The sequence below is a fragment of the Nonomuraea sp. CA-218870 genome (genome assembly GCF_050936535.1).
Classification (GTDB): domain Bacteria; phylum Actinomycetota; class Actinomycetes; order Streptosporangiales; family Streptosporangiaceae; genus Nonomuraea; species Nonomuraea corallina.
Genome location: NZ_JBNJMN010000002.1, coordinates 147,266 through 160,844, shown reverse-complemented (window position 1 = coordinate 160,844; position 13,579 = coordinate 147,266). Strand labels below are relative to the sequence as shown.

Here is a 13,579-nt window from a genome sequence, read left to right as displayed (position 1 = left end):
CGACCCGTCACGACATCCACAGCTCGCCGCTTCCGCTCCCCACCTCGTGCTCCCGCAGCGGTCCCACCAGCAGGCCCGCCTCACGGCAACGGCCGACCACCTCTGGCAGCGCGCCGAGCGCCGACCGCCAGCACCCGGCGGCGGAGGTGTGGTCGGAGTCGTGCAGCACCACGGTCGCACCGCCCTGCAGCCCAGGCAGCAGTCTCGCCATGACCGACTCCGGCGTGGCCGAAGCGGTCCAGTCCTTGCCCCACACGGTGCACAGCACCGGACGCAGCCGGTGCGCTCGGGCCGCGACCAGCGCCTCGGCGCTCAGCACCCCGTACGGGGGCCGGTACCAGACGGGCCGCTCCCCGGTGACCGACCCGACGAGCGCGGCCGCGCGGCCCATCTCCGCGGTGACCGCCCCCGGACGGGCGAGGAGGGCGTTGGTGTGCCGCCAGCCGTGCACCGCCAGCTCGTGCCCCTCGGCCGCGATCCGTCGCCCCACCTCGGGATGGCGTTCGAGCATCTCACCGAGGACGAAGAACGTGGCCCGGCAGTCGAGGCGGCCGAGCTCGTCCAGGAACCTCGGCGTGGAGCGCGGGTCGGGACCGTCGTCGAAGGTCAGCGCGACATGGTCGTCGCGGCCCGCCCCCGCCAGCCGGGGCAGCCGGCGTCGCACCGCGGCCAGCCAGGTGGCGCCCGGGCCCGCGTGGACGAGCGCCAGGCCCGCCAGCGCCGCCGCCACCGCGGCCCGACGGGTCATCCCGCCCTCCGGCCGGTCGGCCGATGAACGCCGAGGGCCGACGGCTGCTGATCATCAGCGCCGGCATGGGCGCCGGTCACGACGCCGTGGCCGCGGAACTGGCCCGCCGCCTCGCCCGCCTGGGCGCCGACGTGCAGGTGGTCGACGTGCTTCATCTGCTCCCCCTCCGCCTGGGCCGTCTGCTGCGCGGGTCGTACCACTGGATGATCAGACGCGCCCCCTGGCTGTACGAGGTCATCTACCGGGTCTTCTTCGTGGCCAAACGCGCCCCTACGGTCTCCCCGCTGACGGCTCTGGCCGGGAGCCGGCTGCTGCGGCTGGTCGCGCGCCGCCCGCCGGACGAGGTGATCTCGACCTTCCACGTCGCGGCCCAGGTGGCCGGGGCGCTGCGGCGGCGTGGCCGGCTGGCGGCGACGAGCACGGTGCTCGTGACCGACTTCGCCGTGCACCGGCTGTGGCTGCATCCGGGCAACGACCGGTACCTGTGCCCGAACCCGGCGACGGTGCCGCGCATCGCCGCGCTGACAGGCCGGCCCGTGTCGGCGCACGCCCCGGTGGTCCGGCCGGCGTTCCTCGGCCACGGCGGGCGGACGGGCGGGCGGACGGGCGCCGAGGTACGGGCCCGGATCGGCGCGGCGCCGGAGGATCGGCTGGTGCTGATCTCCTCCGGATCGTGGGGCGTGGGGGACATCGCGGAAACCGCGAGGATCGTCGCGCGTTCCGGGCGGTACGTGCCGGTCGTCCTGTGCGGGCGCAACGCCGGCCTGCGCCGCCGTCTCACCGGCGTCCCGGCGGGGCTGGTGCTCGGCTGGCAGGAGGACATGCCCGCGCTCATGGCGCAGGCCCACGCCCTGGTCGACAACGGTGCGGGGCTGACCTGCGAGGAGGCCTTCGCCGCGGGCCTGCCCGTCGTCTCCTACCGGCCCATCCCGGGACACGGCCGTGACGGGGCGCTGGCCATGGCCCGCGCGGAGGTGACCGTGCACGCGCCCGACGCCGCGGCGCTCGTGCGCGCGCTCGACCAGCTGGGGGACGTGCGCCGCCGCGAGCGCCTGGTCGGCCGGGCCTCGGCCCTCTTCCACGCCGAGCCCGCCGAGGCGGTGCTGCTGTCAGCGCCCCTACCGCGGTGACGTGAGCTCCTTGAGCAGGGGCGCCCTGGCGAGCATCACGCTGCCCAGGAAGATCGCGCCCATCCCGGCCACCTCGAGAACGATCCACGCCCCCGCGCGGACGTCCTCCCCGAACATCAGGGTGCCGTACAGGATGCTGGCGACCGGATCGCTGGTGGTCAGCGCCGGCTGCGCGACCACCAGCGGTCCGCTCTTGAACGTGATCTGCAGGAGGAACAGGCTGCACAGCCCCGCGACCACCATCGCGTACGGCTGCCACGAGGTCGCCAGGGACCCCGGGTCGCTCTCCAGGGTGGCGAGGGTCTCCTTCATGAGCGCGGCGGTGAAGGCGAACCCGAAGCCCGTCGCCACCCCGAACAGCGCGGGCCGGCCACGGCCGCCGAAGAGGCGCGCCACCGCGCAGAGCCCGAGGATCGTCCCGATCGTCGCGGTCGCCGCCAGGGCCCACACCTCCATGCTCGGCCGGTCGTGGCCGACGCCGGGCCGCGCGCTCAGCAGGAAGACCACCAGCCCGCCGGTCATCGTCGCGACCGCCAGCCACAGCCTCCGCCCCACGTGCCCGCCCAGCACGATCGGGATCAGGAGCAGGGTGAAGGGCAGCTCCGTGACCAGGACCGGCTGGACGAGCGCCAGCGGGCCCGTCGCCAGCGCCGAGGCCTGGAAGACGAAGCCGCCGATGAGCGCGGCGATCCCGGCCAGCCAGACCGGCCGCCGGATCAGCGTCAGGAGCTCCCCGAGCCCGAACCCCTCGTCCGTGGGCAGGGACCGCGCCGCCTGACGCTGGAGGTTGGAGGCCGCGGCGTTGCAGGCCGCGGCCAGCAGCGCCAGAACTACCGAGATCAACACCCCTCGCCTTCGATGCCGTACAGCCGTCCAGGGAGGGGGACACCCGGCTCTGACCGGGACTCTTACCACGTGCCACGCGGCGGAAACGGCGCTTTACGAACTCCGCGCCCCGGCCTGGGACTCCACGACCGCCGTCAGCGGGCCGGGACCCGGGGGCGGTTCCACCAGAGGGAGAGGCCCAGGGCGGCGGCGACGAGGACGGCCCCGCCGACGGCGAAGGCGGCCGCCGTGTCGACCTTCTGGCGGATGACGGTGAAGCTGCCCGGCAGGGAGTCGAGCGCGCTCTGGAGCTGGTCGGCGTTCTCGGCGCGGTGGTAGGAGCCGCCGGTGGTCTGGGCGATCCGCTTGAGCGCGGGCTCGTCGACGATGCGCGGGTTGCGGCCGCCCCGGTCGAACCCGCCCCGGCCGCCGCCCCAGCCGAAGCCGCGGCCGTCGAACTGGGAGCCGGCGCAGACCATCGGGGCCGGGTTCGTGGTGCCGAAGCCGATGGTGAAGACGCGGACGCGGCGCAGGGCGGCCTCCTGGGCGGCGGTCTGCGGGTCGACGCCCTGGGTGTTCGCGCCGTCGGTCAGCACGACGATCGCGGCCCCGGCGTGCCCCTCCCCTGCGCCGGGGTCCGCGCCGGTGGGGGCGACCGCCGGGTCGACCTCGGCGATCGCGTCGATCGAGGTGAGCATGGCCTGGCCGATCGCGGTGCCGCGGGCCACGCCGAGCCCGTCCAGCGCCTCGATCAGCGCGTCGGTGTCGTCGGTGGGGGGCACCAGCAGGCCGGCCGTTCCCGCGAAGGTGACCAGGCCGATGCGCGGCCCGCCGCGCTGCGACTCGATGAACTCGGCGGCGGCCTCCCTCGCGGCGGTCAGCCGGTTGGGCTCGACGTCCGTGGAGCACATGGAGCCGGAGGTGTCGAGCGCGAGCAGGATCGTCGCCGACGTCTGCGGCACCGGCACCGACGCCTGCGGCCGCGCGGCCCCGGCCGCCAGCAGCGCGAGCCCGGCCACGAGCAGCACCGGAGGGATCTTGCGTGTCCAGCGGGTGCGGCCGGGCAGGGCGTCGCGTACCAGCGCGAGAGAGGTGACGCGCACGGCGGCGCGCCGGCGGCGGCGCAGCGCCCACCAGCGGATGGCGAAGATCAGCGGGATGACCAGGACTGACAGCAGCGCCCACGGCCACGACAACGACATTCAGATCACCCGTCCAGACCGGAGCACGGTGAGCGCCGCTCCCCCGGTGAGCAGCGCGAGGGCCAGCCCGATCAACGCGCCGGCGAGGGGCAGCGGCTCGTCGGAGACGGTGAGCCGCAGGTCGATCGTGTCGGCGATCGAGTCGAGCCGCGCGGCGTCGGAGGCGGGGTGGTAGTCGCCGCCGGTGGTCCGCGCGATGAGGGTGAGGGTCTCCTCGTCGAGCGAGGTCTGCAGGTGGAAGCCGTCCACCCGCACCGCCGCCCCGGCCGTGGTGCCGACCCCGACCGTGTGGATGTGGACGCCCGCCCGCTGCGCGACCGCCGCGGCCTGTTCCACGTCCCCGCCCTGATTCTGGCCGTCGGTGAACATCACGATCGTCGCGGACGGCCAGTAGCCGATGTCGGGGGCCTCGCCGTCGCGGCCGAGCGCCACCTGCTTGCCGGTGATCGCCGACAGTGACCCGGTGATGGCCGTGCCGAGCGAGGTGCCGCCGGTGAGCTTCAGCCGGTCGATGGCCTTGAGCGCGACGGAATGGTCGGCGTCGGGCCGTGCCGTGGTGAGGGCGCCGCGCTCGAACGCGACGACCCCGATGTCGACGCTGTCGGGCTGCGCCTCGACGAACGCGCGGGCGGCCCGCTGCGCCGCCGCCAGCCGGGTGGGCGCGACGTCGTCGGCGCCCATGCTGTTGGAGACGTCGACCGCGAGGACGACGGTCCCCGCGGTGCGCGGGACCGGCACCATGGCCGCCGGTCCCGCGCCGGCGAACGCCAGCACGCCGACGCCGGCGATCGTCAGACCGGCTCCGAGGTACGTCCCGCGCCCGCCCCGCACGACGACCCCGGCCGCGGCGAGCGCGGCCGCCCGCCGGCGCGCCGAGACGACGACCGCCCAGGCGAGCGCCGCCGTGACGAGCAGTCCGACGGCCAGCAGCAGCGGGGAGGACAGCGTCATGAGTCCTCCCGCGCCGGCCTCGCGGACCCGGTCATGGCGTCCGGTTCCTGGTCCTGGCGACGACCTCGACGAGCGACTCGGCCAGGTCGCGGCCGGTGTCGACGCGGTGGACGGGCACCCCGGCGCGGCGCATGCCCGCCGCCAGCCGGGCGTCGCGGGCGTCGACGGCCTCGCGGAACCGTACCCGCAGCAGCGGGTCGGCGGAGTCGACGACGAGCTGCTCGCCGGTCTCGGCGTCCTCGACGACGATCAGCCCGGCCTCGGGCAGCACGTCGTCGGCGGTGTCCACGATCCGCAGCGCGGCCACCTCGTGCCGCCGGGCCAGCCGCTGGAGCGAGCGTTCCCAGTCGCCGTCGCCGATGAAGTCGGACAGCACGAGGACGAGGGCGCGGCGGCGGGCGAGCCGTCCGGCCGCGTCGAGCATCTCCGCCAGGTCGGTGGTGGCGCCGCCGCGCCCCGCGGCGGTGCGCTCCAGTTCGGCGGCGATCCGCAGCGCGTGCCGCCGGGAGGTGCCTGGCGGCACGACGCGCAGCATCCCGGTGTCGAAGAGCAGCGCGCCGACGCGGTTGCCGCCCCTGCCGAACAGCCGGGCCAGGACGAGCGCGAGCTCGGCCAGCACGTCGTGCTTGCCGCGCCCCGGCCGGCCTGCCGCCATCGACGCCGACCGGTCGAGCACCAGCCACACCGTCAGCTCGCGGTCCTCGGTGAACACCCGCAGGTGCGGCTCGTCCAGCCGCGCGGTCACGTTCCAGTCGATGTGCCGGGCGTCGTCGCCGTCCCCGTACGGGCGCAGCCCGGTGAAGTCGATCCCGGAGCCGCGGTACGCGGTGCGGTGGTCGCCCTGGAGCCGGCCGTCGAGCCTGCGGACGACCTTCCACTCCAGGCGGAGCAGGAGCTTCTCGGGGGCGGTGGCCATGGCTCAGCGGCTCTGCAGGACGACGTCGGGCGCCCGGACTGCCCCGAGCACCCTGGTGACGATCGTGTCGGCGTCGACCTCGTCCGCGAGCGCCTCGTACGACAGGACGAGGCGGTGGCGCAGCACGTCGAGCGCGAGCTCCGCCAGATCGTGCGGCAGCACGTAGTCCCGGCCGCGCAGGAACGCCAGCGCGCGGGCGCCGGTGACCAGGGCGATGGACGCCCGCGGGCTCGCCCCGTGCGTGACGTACCGTTCCAGCTCGCCGAGCCCGGCCGTCGCGGGGGACCGCGTGACGGCGACGAGCCGTACCGCGTAGTCGACGATCGCCGGATCGACGTACACCTGCCGGGCGCGGACCCGCATCGCCATCAGGTCGTCGGCCGTCACCATCGGCTGCGGCGGCTCGGGCGGGCGCAGCGCCCGGCTGACGATCGCCTGCTCCTCGGCCTGCGTCGGATAGTCGACGACCACCTTCATCATGAACCGGTCGACCTGGGCCTCGGGCAACGGGTAGGTGCCCTCCGACTCGATCGGGTTCTCGGTCGCCATGACCAGGAACGGCTCCGGCACCCGGAACGTCTCCCTGCCGATCGTCACCTGGTGCTCCTGCATCACCTCCAGCAGGGCGCTCTGCACCTTGGCGGGGGCGCGGTTGATCTCGTCGGCCAGCAGCAGGTTCGTGAAGACGGGGCCGAGCTCGGTGCGGAACTCGCCGGAGTGCTGGTGGTAGACCCGGGTGCCCACGAGGTCGGCGGGCACCAGGTCGGGGGTGAACTGGACGCGCTGGAAGCTCCCGGCGATCGCGGCGGCCAGCGACCGCACCGCGAGCGTCTTGGCCAGGCCCGGCACGCCCTCCACCAGCAGGTGCCCGTCGGCGACGAGCGCGACGGCCATCCGCTCCAGCAGCACGTCCTGGCCCACGATCGTGCGCTTGACCTCGAACAGCACGTGTTCGAGCGGATGCGCGGACTCCGGGGGCTTGGTCGAGGTCATCGTGTCCCTTCTCGTCAGATCTGGGGTCCGTCGCCGGGCGGGCCGTCGCCTTCGACGCCCAGGGCCGCCCCGATCGGCACCGCGAACGCGATGCCGGCGAACGCCTCGTCGCCTCCCGGGTCGGCGATCGAGACGACGATCCCGACGACCAGGCCGCGGGCGTCCAGGAGGGGACCGCCGGAGCTGCCCGGGTTGGCGGCGGCGTCGAACTGGATGAGTCCGCTCAGGCCCTTCTGGGTGGTCCGGTCCAGGCCGGACACGACGCCGGTCGAGACGCTGTGGGTGAGGCCGAGCGGGTTGCCGATGGCCACGACGGGCGCGCCGACGGTGACGCCGCCGCCGAGCGTCGCCGGGACGACGATCTCCGGCAGCTCCGCCGGCCTGAGCATCGCGATGTCGCGCCCGGGGTCGGCCGACGCGACGGCGGCCTTGGCCCTGGTGCCGTCGGCGTAGGTCAGGGTGACCTCGCCGGCGCCCTTGACGACGTGGTGGGCCGTCAGGATCGTGCCGTCCTCGGCCGCGATCACCCCGGTGCCGAGAGACCGCCCGGCCCGGATGACCACCACCGACGGCCCGGCCCGCTGGAAGACCTCGGCCGTGGTGAGCGTCGCGGTCGGGGTCGGGGTCGGGCTGGGCGCGGGCGCCGCCTCCTCGCCGCTCCCGCTGCCGGTCCCGAGCCAGTACGCCAGCACGGCGACGAGGACGAGCACGGCACCGCCGCCGGCGACGAGCCGGGTCCTCCCGGCCACGGCCGGCCGAGCCTCGGCCGCACCGTTGTCCTGCGGCACGCGCTCCATCGCCCCATATTCGTAAATCTCAGACAAAAGCGCCATAAACTCCGCCTGAGAACTCCATGAGAACCGCCATTGTCACCGACGCGATCGAACGAGCTCCCCCGCCGCGGTGCTTCTCGGCGTACGAGCGGTAGGGAGGCTCGGGGCGGCGAGGCGTGATTAGGATCGGGCCATGGCCCTGTCCGTCAGCGACGTCGACCGGTTCGAGGCCGCCAGGCCCCGGCTGGAGGCCATCGCCTACCGCTTGCTCGGCTCCGCCGGGGAGGCCGAGGACGCCGTGCAGGAGACGTTCCTGCGCTGGCAGGCCGCCGACGCCGAGCGCATCGAGGTGCTCGAAGCCTGGCTGACGAAGGTCCTCACCAACCTGTGCCTCAACCAGCTCGCCTCCGCGCGGGCGCGCCGCGAGACCTACGTGGGCCGCTGGCTGCCGGAGCCGCTGCTCGCCGGTGACCCGATGCTCGGCCCCGCCGACACCGCCGAGCAGCGCGAGTCGCTCTCGTACGCGGTGCTCACCCTGATGGAGCGGCTCACCCCCAACGAGCGGGCGGTGTACGTGCTGCGGGCGGCCTTCGACTACCCGCACCGCGAGATCGCCGCGATCCTCGGCCTCACCGAGGCCGCCAGCCAGCAGATCTTCCACCGCGCCAAGAAGCACGTCGCCGACGGCAGGACCCGCGCCGAGGTCGACGGGGCCGCGGCCCGGCGAATCGTCGAGGAGTTCCTGACGGCGGCCGGGAACGGCGAGACCGAGGCCCTCGTGCGCCTGCTCACCGAGGACGCCTTCGGGATCGGTGACGGCGGCGGGAAGATCCCGACCCGGGAGTTCGTGGGCGCCATCGCGGTCGCGACGTTCCTGCGGGGGCTGTTCAGTCCGGGCAAGGCCAAGCGCGACCTCGTCGGCGGCAGGCCGGGGATCCACCTGTCCACCGCCAACGGCGGCCCCGCCGTCGTCGCCGTCGTCGACGGCCGGGTCATCGGCGTCATGTGCCTGGAGGTCACCGCCGAGGGCATCGCCGCGTTCCGCAACCAGGTCAACCCGAGCAAGCTCGAACGCGCGACCGCGCGGTGGGCGGCCGGCGACCACGGGGAGCCGCTGTTCACCGCCTTCTGATCACGCTGTGAGGTGATTCACACCGCGTTCCTGTCAGCAAACGGCGGGCCGCCCGGTTCAAGGGGCAAACCCGTGGAAGGCAGGAGCCAGGAAATGCAGCACCGCATCATCGTCCTCGGAGCCGGGTACGCCGGAGCGATCGCGGCCGGCCGCCTCGCCAAGCGGCTGCGCCGCGAGGACGTCGCCATCACCTTGGTCAACGCCGAGCCCGACTTCGTGGAGCGCGTCCGCATGCACCAGCTGGCCGTCGGCCAGGACCTCAGGCCGCGGCCGTTCCGCGAGATGTTCGCGGGCACCGGCGTACGGCTGGAGCAGGGCCGGGTCACCGGCGTGGACGTCGTCCGCAGGACCGTCACCCTCGCCGACGCCGCCGAACTCGGCTACGACACGCTGGTCTACGCCCTCGGCAGCGGCTGGAGCACCCAGGGCGTGCCCGGGGTCGCCGAGCACGCCCACGAGATCGCCAGTCGTCCCGGAGCCCTCCGGCTGCGCGAGCGCCTGGCCGGCCTCGACGCGGGGCGGCGCGTGGTCGTCGTCGGCGGCGGCCTCACCGGGCTGGAGGCGGCGACCGAGATCGCCGAGGCCCGTCCCGACCTCGGCGTCGCCCTCGTCGCCCGCGACGGCCTCGGCGGCTGGCTCTCCCCCGGGGGCCGCGCCCACCTGCGGCGGGTCTTCGGCAGGCTCGGCATCACCGTGTACGAGCACGCCGAGGTGACCGGCGTGGAGCCCGACCGCGTCGTCACCGCGGCCGGTGACGGCATCCCGGCCGCGGTCACCGTGTGGACCACCGGCTTCGCCGTCCACCCGATCGCGCGGGCGACCGCGCTGGAGGTCAGCGAAACCGGCCGGATCGTGGTGGACCGGACCATGCGCTCGGTCTCGCACCCGGACGTGTACGCCGTCGGCGACGCCGCCCTGGCCATGGGCCCCGGCGGCAAGCCGCTGCGGATGTCGTGCGCCTCGGGAGGCCCGACCGCGTGGCAGGCCGCCGACGCGATCGCGGCGCGCCTGACCGGCGGGAAGCCGCCGAAGGTCCTGATCCGCTACTTCAACCAGTGCGTCTCGCTGGGCCGCAAGGAAGGCCTGATCCAGTTCGTGACGGCCGACGACCGCGCCGTGCGGCCGATCCTGACCGGCCGGGTCGCCGCCGTCTACAAGGAACTGGTCTGCAGGGGCGCCGCCTGGGCCGTCGCCAGACCGACCCTGGGCCTCCCGGCCCGCCGCCGCCCGCTGACACGGCGGCCCGCCACGACCGGCTCTCCCGTCGAGACGCCGGCCTAGCACGGGGACGGCGGGTGAGGACGGCGCGGCCGGTCAGGGGCCGCCGGGGACGACCAGGCCGGATTCGTAGGCGAGGACCACGAGCTGGGCGCGGTCGCGGGCGCGGAGCTTGGCCATGGCGCGGTTGACGTGGGTCTTCGCCGTCATCGGGCTGATCACCAGGCGGGCCGCGATCTCGTCGTTGGACAGGCCGCGGGCGACCAGGGCGACGGTCTCGCGTTCGCGGTTGGTCAGTTCGCTCAGCGCCGCGCCGGCGCCGGGGGGGAGCGGCTGGGTGACGTACCGGTGGATGAGCTGGCGGGTGATCGACGGGGCGAGCAGCGCGTCACCCCGTGCGGCCACCCGCACGGCGTGCAGGAAATCCTCGGGCACGATGTCCTTGACCAGGAAGCCGGCCGCGCCGGCCCGCAGCGCGTCGAAGACGTGCTCCTCCAGGCCGTAGTTGGTCAGGATGACGACGTGCACCCCGGCCAGGGCGGGGTCCGCGGCGATGCGCCGGGTCGCCTCGATGCCGTCGACGACCGGCATCTGGATGTCGACGAGGGCGATGTCCGGCAGGTGCTGCCTGGCCAGGGCGACGCCCGCCGCCCCGTCGCCGGCCTCGGCCACCACCTCGATGTCGTCCTCGAGGTCGAGCAGCGCGCGGAATCCGCTGCGGATGAGCGGCTGGTCGTCGACCAGCAGGACGCGGATCATGACGCCGGGTCCACGGGAAGCTCGGCCCGCACGGTGAAGCCGCCCTCGCCGCGCGGGCCCGCGCTCAGCCGGCCGCCGAGCGCGGTGACGCGCTCGCGCATGCCGAGCAGCCCGACGCCGGGCGCCGGCGCGGCGTCCGGGGTGGCCTGGCCGTCGTCGTCGACGCGGACCGCGAGGAGGTCAGGGCGGCAGTCGATCCGGACCGACGCGGTGGCGGAGGCGGCGTGCCGGGAGACGTTGGTGAGGGACTCCTGGACGATCCGGTAGGCGGTCCGGCTCACCGCGGCCGGCACGTCGTGGCGCTGTCCCTCGATCGTCAGCGTCGTGTCCAGGCCCATCGCCCGGGCCCGTTCCACCAGCTCGGGGACGTGGTCGAGGTCGCGCGGCGGGGTGGTGGCGTCGTCGCGCAGCGCCCGCAGGGTCGCGCGCAGCTCGCGGGCCGCCTCCCGGCCGGCTTCCTGGATCGCCAGCAGCGCCTCCGGCACCGGCTCGCCGCGTCTGCGGGCCACGTGGACGGCGACCTCGGCCTGCAGCTTGATGATGGAGATCTGGTGGGTGAGCGAGTCGTGCAGCTCCCGCGCGAGGTGCAGCCGCTCCTCGTCGGCGCGGCGGCGCGCGGTCTCCTCCCGGGTGCGCTCGGCCTCCTCGGCCCGCCGCTCGGCCTGCCGCAGCGCCTCGCCCGCCGCCCCGGCCGCGACCAGCCAGGCGATCTCCAGCACGCCGCGGGCCTGCGCGAACGCCTCGCCCGTGTCGTACGGGCCGGACATCAGCGCCGCGACGGGAAGCGCTACCAGCAGCGCCACGCTCGCCGCCACGGTGACGACGCGGTGCCCGGCCCGTACGGCGGCGTAGACGGCGAACAGGAAGGCGACGGCGGGCACGTCGAAACCGGCCGCCTGATAGCCGGCCGCGCACACCCCGGTGACGACCAGGACGGCGACGGGGGCCCGGCGGCGCGCGGCCAGCGCCAGCCCGCCGGCCGCGAGCAGGGCGCCGCCGAGCAGGCCGGCGGCCGTGGCCGGGCGCGTCCCGGACAGCCCCGTGACCAGCAGCGCCGCCGTCACGCTGACGGCGATCGCCCAGTCGGCGGCGACGGACCGGCTCACCCTCATGCGCGCACCTTAGCCCGATGTCCGCGCGGGCGACTCCTGCGCGCGGATGAGGGCGCCCCTACCGCGCCCGCGGTACCCGCGCGCGGACCACACCGCGGCGGCGGTACCCGGCTGCGGCGCGGGCGGCAGTGCGAAGTGCCCGCGTGGGCGGGACGACCGCGGCCGGGTCCGGCGGTCACCATCGGTGAACACGTCCCGTCGTCGGAGGAGAGACTCATGCCAGCCAGATTCACGCTCGTGGCGGGGGCCGCGCTGCTCACGGTCCTGGGACTCGCCGCACCGGCGGTCGCGCACGCCATGCTCCCGGAGCCGCCCGGCGCGTACGCGCTCGCCGCGCCGGTGATCCAGCACGCTGTGGACGCCGCGCCGCCCGGCGCGTACGCACTCGCCGCCCCGGCGGAGCCGACCGGGGCGTACGAGCTGACCCCCGGGCGGTTCTGGTCCCTGGTGGGGCTGGGGCTGGGGCTGGCCGGCGGGGTCTCCGGCGCGCTCGCCCTGGCCCGTTCGGCCCGCCGCGCCGGCGCCGGGAGAAAGGGAGCCGTGACGGCCCTGGCGACGGGGCTGGCGGGCGCCGCCGCCGGCGGTCTGGTCGTGGCCGCCGCCGAGGGCGGTCCCGGCACCGGCTACGGCATCGTGGGCGGTTACCTCTCCGTGGTGGTGGGGCTGGTCGCGACGGCACTCGGCGGGCTGGCACTCACCCGCGCCCGCCGCGTCCACCGCGCCGGCTGATCCACCGGCCGTGCAGCCTGCGGGCTCGCCCACACCCGGCCGTACGAGCCGGCTCGCCCACACCCGCCGCCCCGCGCCGGTCGTTCGGCCGGGCCGGTGAGCCGGGCGGGGTCGTCCGTATCATCGCGGCATGGTGCTGAACCGGAAGCCGCCGCTCAGCCGCCGGGCGGTGCTCCTGGCCGCCGGGGGGCTGCTGGCCGGCTGTTCCCGGGAGCGCGAGGCCGGCCGGGTCCATCTGCGGCTGGCCACCGGTCCGGCCGGGGCGGTGTACCGGCGCATCGGCGGCTCGGTGGCCGAGCACATAGCCGAGCAGGTCCCCGGCGTCACGGTGAGCACGGTGCCGAGCGGGGCGTCCACCGACAACATCCGGATGCTGACGGCCGGGGAGGTGCAGCTCGGGCTCACGAGCCTGGACGCGCTGATCCTGACCGACGGCAGCGCGCCCGAGGGTCTCTCGGCGGTGTGCCGGCTGTACGACAGTCATCTGCATCTGGTGGTCATGGCCGGGTCGCCGGTCGAGGAGTTCGGCGACCTGCGGGGCAGGCGCGTCTCCCTGGGGGCCCGCGACTCGGGCACGGAGTTCACCGCGCTGCGGATGCTGGAGCTGGCGAAGATGGACGTCGACGGCCGCTACCTGAGCCAGGCCGCGTCGGCGGCGGCGCTGCGCGACGGGGAGATCGACGCGATGTTCTCGCTGACCGGCGTCCCGACCCCGGCGATCACGGAGCTGGCGATGGCGCGCCCGGTCCGGCTGATCCCGCTGGACACGCAGGCGGGCGAGCTCTTCACCGCGTACCCGGGCCCCTACGCCCCGGCCACGATCCCGGCGACCGCCTACGCGGGCGTCCTGGCCACCCGCACCGTCGCGGTGCCGAACGTGCTCCTGGTCAGGGCCGACCTGCCCGCCGACCTCGTGTACGCCATCACCGACACGATCTTCACGCACACCGGGACGATCACCTCCGCCGGCCGGGACGACGCCGAGGCCGTGCCCGAGGCGTGGCACATCAACGTGCGCACCGGGATCTCGACGGCGTCGGTCCCGCTCCACCCGGGAGCGGCCGCCTGGTTCCGCGATCACAAGCGCTGAG

14 protein-coding genes are annotated in these 13,579 nt (G+C 75.2%); 5 read left to right on the top strand and 9 right to left on the bottom strand.

Features of this window, described 5'->3' with window-relative positions:
- Nucleotides 1–7 precede the first annotated feature (7 nt).
- Nucleotides 8–748, bottom strand: a complete 741-nt coding sequence (locus tag ACQEUU_RS29445; protein WP_433072350.1) for a polysaccharide deacetylase family protein — start codon at nt 746–748, stop codon at nt 8–10.
- A gap of 23 nt (nt 749–771) precedes the next feature.
- On the opposite strand from ACQEUU_RS29445, the gene ACQEUU_RS29440 reads away from it, so the two are divergent.
- Complete coding sequence (locus ACQEUU_RS29440; RefSeq protein WP_433072348.1) at nt 772–1,878, top strand: MGDG synthase family glycosyltransferase; 1,107 nt, start codon at nt 772–774, stop codon at nt 1,876–1,878.
- On the opposite strand, the gene ACQEUU_RS29435 is transcribed toward ACQEUU_RS29440, so the two are convergent.
- From ACQEUU_RS29435 to ACQEUU_RS29410, 6 genes are all read right to left on the bottom strand, one after another.
- Nucleotides 1,867–2,721, bottom strand: a complete 855-nt coding sequence (locus ACQEUU_RS29435; protein WP_433072346.1) for a DMT family transporter — start codon at nt 2,719–2,721, stop codon at nt 1,867–1,869. The two genes, ACQEUU_RS29440 and ACQEUU_RS29435, sit on opposite strands and share 12 nt — an antisense overlap.
- Nucleotides 2,722–2,858: 137 nt before the next feature.
- Nucleotides 2,859–3,905, bottom strand: coding sequence for a vWA domain-containing protein (locus tag ACQEUU_RS29430; RefSeq protein ID WP_433072344.1), 1,047 nt, complete (start codon nt 3,903–3,905; stop codon nt 2,859–2,861).
- Nucleotides 3,906–4,856: a VWA domain-containing protein gene (locus tag ACQEUU_RS29425; protein WP_433072342.1), complete on the bottom strand. Its 951-nt coding sequence runs from the start codon at nt 4,854–4,856 to the stop codon at nt 3,906–3,908. It abuts the gene before it with no gap.
- Nucleotides 4,857–4,887: 31 nt separating this feature from the next.
- Entirely contained in the window at nt 4,888–5,772 is an 885-nt protein-coding gene (locus ACQEUU_RS29420) for a DUF58 domain-containing protein (RefSeq protein ID WP_433072340.1), read from the bottom strand.
- 3 nt (nt 5,773–5,775) lie between these two features.
- Nucleotides 5,776–6,765: an AAA family ATPase gene (locus ACQEUU_RS29415; protein WP_433072338.1), complete on the bottom strand. Its 990-nt coding sequence runs from the start codon at nt 6,763–6,765 to the stop codon at nt 5,776–5,778.
- 14 nt (nt 6,766–6,779) lie between these two features.
- Nucleotides 6,780–7,562, bottom strand: coding sequence for a S1C family serine protease (locus ACQEUU_RS29410; RefSeq protein ID WP_433072336.1), 783 nt, complete (start codon nt 7,560–7,562; stop codon nt 6,780–6,782).
- A 169-nt stretch (nt 7,563–7,731) separates the two neighbouring features.
- Between ACQEUU_RS29410 and ACQEUU_RS29405 the strand changes: the two genes are divergently transcribed.
- Nucleotides 7,732–8,670, top strand: a complete 939-nt coding sequence (locus tag ACQEUU_RS29405) for a sigma-70 family RNA polymerase sigma factor (RefSeq protein WP_433072334.1) — start codon at nt 7,732–7,734, stop codon at nt 8,668–8,670.
- A gap of 93 nt (nt 8,671–8,763) precedes the next feature.
- Nucleotides 8,764–9,951 (top strand): NAD(P)/FAD-dependent oxidoreductase, encoded by a 1,188-nt coding sequence (locus tag ACQEUU_RS29400; RefSeq protein WP_433072332.1) that lies wholly within the window; start codon nt 8,764–8,766, stop codon nt 9,949–9,951.
- 33 nt (nt 9,952–9,984) lie between these two features.
- Here ACQEUU_RS29400 and ACQEUU_RS29395 read toward each other — a convergent pair whose 3' ends face one another.
- Both ACQEUU_RS29395 and ACQEUU_RS29390 read right to left on the bottom strand, forming a co-directional pair.
- Nucleotides 9,985–10,647, bottom strand: coding sequence for a response regulator (locus tag ACQEUU_RS29395; protein WP_433072330.1), 663 nt, complete (start codon nt 10,645–10,647; stop codon nt 9,985–9,987).
- Nucleotides 10,644–11,759: a sensor histidine kinase gene (locus ACQEUU_RS29390; RefSeq protein ID WP_433072328.1), complete on the bottom strand. Its 1,116-nt coding sequence runs from the start codon at nt 11,757–11,759 to the stop codon at nt 10,644–10,646. Before ACQEUU_RS29390 ends, ACQEUU_RS29395 begins: the two co-directional genes overlap by 4 nt.
- A 216-nt stretch (nt 11,760–11,975) precedes the next feature.
- Here ACQEUU_RS29390 and ACQEUU_RS29385 point away from each other — a divergent pair, with 216 nt between their 5' ends.
- The gene (locus tag ACQEUU_RS29385; protein ID WP_433072326.1) at nt 11,976–12,488 is read left to right on the top strand and encodes a DUF6223 family protein; all 513 of its coding nucleotides are present in this window, start codon (nt 11,976–11,978) and stop codon (nt 12,486–12,488) included.
- 130 nt (nt 12,489–12,618) lie between these two features.
- Nucleotides 12,619–13,578, top strand: coding sequence for a TAXI family TRAP transporter solute-binding subunit (locus ACQEUU_RS29380; protein ID WP_433072324.1), 960 nt, complete (start codon nt 12,619–12,621; stop codon nt 13,576–13,578).
- The last annotated feature ends 1 nt before the right edge of the window (nt 13,579 follow it).